Origin of the sequence: Candidatus Bandiella numerosa, assembly GCF_021811875.1 — a bacterium.
GTDB classification, from domain to species: domain Bacteria; phylum Pseudomonadota; class Alphaproteobacteria; order Rickettsiales; family Midichloriaceae; genus Aquirickettsia; species Aquirickettsia numerosa_A.
Genome location: NZ_JAJBJD010000129.1, coordinates 1 through 3166, shown reverse-complemented (window position 1 = coordinate 3166; position 3166 = coordinate 1). Strand labels below are relative to the sequence as shown.

Here is a 3166-nt window from a genome sequence, read left to right as displayed (position 1 = left end):
ATTCTAGCACTATTTTTGTTTTTTGTTCAGCGCTAAAATTTCTTTTTTCTTTTTTACTCATACTTCTTATTTTTTATTTATATTTTTATATCTTTTAGGAAATAAAACTACTCTTTTTGTTGTCTGATTTTTTCAGTTCACTATAGATAAATTCATAAAAGTCCCTATCCAACAATCTACTGTTATAGCAAAGCTTAAAAAGGCAGAACTTGTGTACGAAAATTGCAGATTAGAAATAGATGGAGAAATAAGCAGTAAAAAATTGTTTTCTATAGTGCAAATAATGGAGGCGAAGTGATTACTATTGATAGCAAAATAGAAATATACCTTTATGCAGGAAGCACAGATATGAGAAAAGGAATACACGGGCTTGCTATGCTGATAGAAGAAAATATAGAGAAGAAATGTGGCAAAGAAGGCTTATTCGTATTTAGAAGCAAGAGGGGGGATAGAATAAAGATGGTATGGTGGGATGGTCAAGGATTTTGCCTATATTACAAATGCATGGACAAAGGTAAATTTGCATGGCTAAATAGTAAAGAAGTTGCCGTTTTAGGAATAACAAAAGGTCAACTGGCAATGTTGCTAGAGGGTATTGACTGGAGAACGCCAAAATGGTCTAATAAACCAACATATAGTTAACAATAATTGCTTTGAATTTAGAAAACAATGACACATCAAATAGCAAAGAAGAAGCTTTGTTAGGTATATTGAAGGAATTAGAGGGAGATCACTCTTCAGAAAAAGCGTATAGAGCAATTGCAATTACAAAAAATTTGATAAATGAAAAGTCTGAGTTAACAAAGGAAAAGGAGTTATTGCTCAATGAAAAAGAAGGGTGGGAAAAAGAGAAGAAAAGATTAATATATGAAAATAGCAGGTTAAGAGAGCAGCTTAAAATACTAAGGTCTAAGCAATTCGGCAAATCATCAGAAAAGACTAAAAAAAAGATAGAGGAGCTTGAGCAAAAAATAGAAGAAAATGAAATAGAGCTTGAGCTAAAATCAAACAAGAAGCCTAAGTCTGAAGAAGAAAAAAATACAAACAAAGCAAGGAGGCAAAAATTTTCAGAAGATGTAAAAAGAGAAGAAATAATATTGGAAGCACCTAGTAAATGTAGTAGTTGCGGGGGAGAAGAGTTTAGGAAGATAGGAGAGGATAGCTGGGAATTACTGGAATATATAGCAGCTCAATACATAGTAAAAAAATATATAAGACCAAGATGCGCATGCAAAATTGTGAAGCAATGTCACAAGCAGAAGTGCCAGTTGTAGGAATAGAGAAGGGGAAAGCAGGATTTGGCTTGCTTGCAAATATACTAATCCAAAAATACGATGATCACCTTCCGTTATACAGACAGTCTGAGATACTAGAGAGATCTGGCATAGAAATATCAAGATCAACAATGACTGGATGGGTAGCATATGGTTACAACTTAATAAGTACGATTGCTGAAGAAATAAAAAAATACATATTTACTTGCAGCGAAATACACGGAGACGACACCCCTATCAAGACACTAATGCCTGGGCTTGGTAAAACTAAGATAGGAAGAATATGGACATATGTATTAGATGGCAGGCCTCATGGCAGTGAAGTGCCACCAGCTGTATGTTATTTTTATAGCCCAGATAGGAAGGGAGAAAGGCCAGCAAGTCATTTGGAGAATTTCACAGGGACATTGCATGCTGATGCATATGCAGGATATAAGAATTTATACAAAAGTGATAAATATCCAGATAATGAAATAACAGAAGCAGCATGCTGGGCTCATACAAGAAGAAAATTTTACGAAATAACATTGGCAAATCCTGAGGCAGCTATAGCAAATCAAGTTTTAGAGGTGATTGGCAAATTATACAAAATAGAAGAAGAGATAAGAGGCTTAAGTCCTGAAGCAAGAAAAGAGAAAAGGCAAGCTGATTCAAAAGAATTAGTTGAAGATTTATTCGTTAGTTTTAAAAAGGTATTATCAAAATTGGCGCAAAAAGGTAGCACATCTTTAGCAATAAAATATGCCTTAAATCATGAGATAGCTCTTAAAAGATTTTAGAAGATGGAAAAATTGAAATAGACAACAATGCTGCAGAACGAGCCTTAAGAGTAATTGCTGTTGGACGAAAAAACTGGTTGTTTGCAGGCTCTGATGAAGGTGGCAAGGCTGCTGCCGATATTTACACACTAATAGAATCGGCCAAGATGAATGGCTTGAATCCAGAATGGTATTTGAAAAAAGTCATGTCGGTAATCCAAGACTACAACTCTCAGAAAATCGCAGATCTCCTGCCTTGAGGGTGTAATATACTTTGTGTAAGTTACTAAAAAAGATAAAATAAAAATAACTTAATATGGTAACATACATGGCACAAAAAGTAACAAAAAATAATACAGACATAACAAGTAAATTAGTAGATGAATTATTATCACAAGTAGACCCATCAGAAATATTAAGCAAAGATGGATTATTGAGTAAATTGAAGAAGCAGTTGGTAGAAAGGGTATTGCAGAGTGAGTTAGAGCATGAATTGGGATATGACAAACACAGTAAGGAAGAGAAGAAGAGTCAAAATAGAAGGAATGGTAGCTATAATAAAACAATAATAGACAATGATGGTAAGAAAGTGGCGATAGAAGTCCCAAGAGATAGGGATGGAGAATATGAACCGCAGTTAGTACCTAAAGGTATAAGAAGGTTTAAGGGATTTGATGATCAAGTTATTTCGTTATATAGCAGGGGTATGACGGTAGGAGAGATACAAGAGCATATAAAAGAAATATATCAAACAGAGGTATCAAAAGACCTAATATCAACAGTAACGGATGGAGTAATAGAAGAAGTAAACAGCTGGCAAACAAGGTTATTGGACAGTGTATACCCAATATTATATTTGGATTGTATACATGTAAAAGCAAGAGATAATCATACTATAATAAATAAAGCAGTGTACTTGGCTATAGGAGTAAATATGGAAGGTAAAAAGGAGTTATTGGGTATCTGGATAAGCAAAAACGAGGGAGCTAAATTTTGGATGCAAGTAGTGACAGAACTAAAAAATAGAGGGGTAGAAAAAATATATGTAGCGTGCGTAGATGGTCTTAAAGGTTTTACAGAAGCGATAAATAGTATCTTCCCAGATACAACAGTACAACTGTGTATTGTGCATAT

At 34.2% G+C, this 3166-nt stretch carries 4 protein-coding genes and 1 pseudogene; all 5 read left to right on the top strand.

The features are described from left to right. The first annotated feature begins 294 nt into the window (after positions 1-294). A complete protein-coding gene (gene tnpB / locus L8D11_RS04455; protein WP_236870470.1) occupies positions 295-642 on the top strand; it encodes an IS66 family insertion sequence element accessory protein TnpB in 348 nt (115 codons plus the stop codon). 11 nt (positions 643-653) lie between these two features. Then, the gene (locus tag L8D11_RS04450) at positions 654-1274 is read left to right on the top strand and encodes an IS66 family transposase zinc-finger binding domain-containing protein (protein ID WP_236870469.1); all 621 of its coding nucleotides are present in this window, start codon (positions 654-656) and stop codon (positions 1272-1274) included. After that, a pseudogene (tnpC, locus tag L8D11_RS04445) lies at positions 1223-2100 on the top strand (IS66 family transposase); the annotation flags it as partial. The gene L8D11_RS04450 and the pseudogene tnpC, both read left to right, overlap by 52 nt. 30 nt (positions 2101-2130) lie before the next feature. Continuing rightward, entirely contained in the window at positions 2131-2292 is a 162-nt protein-coding gene (locus L8D11_RS06010) for a transposase domain-containing protein (protein WP_369127282.1), read from the top strand. Positions 2293-2360: 68 nt separating this feature from the next. Then, on the top strand, positions 2361-3166 hold an 806-nt coding region (locus L8D11_RS04440; protein ID WP_236870468.1), incomplete at its 3' end, for an IS256 family transposase.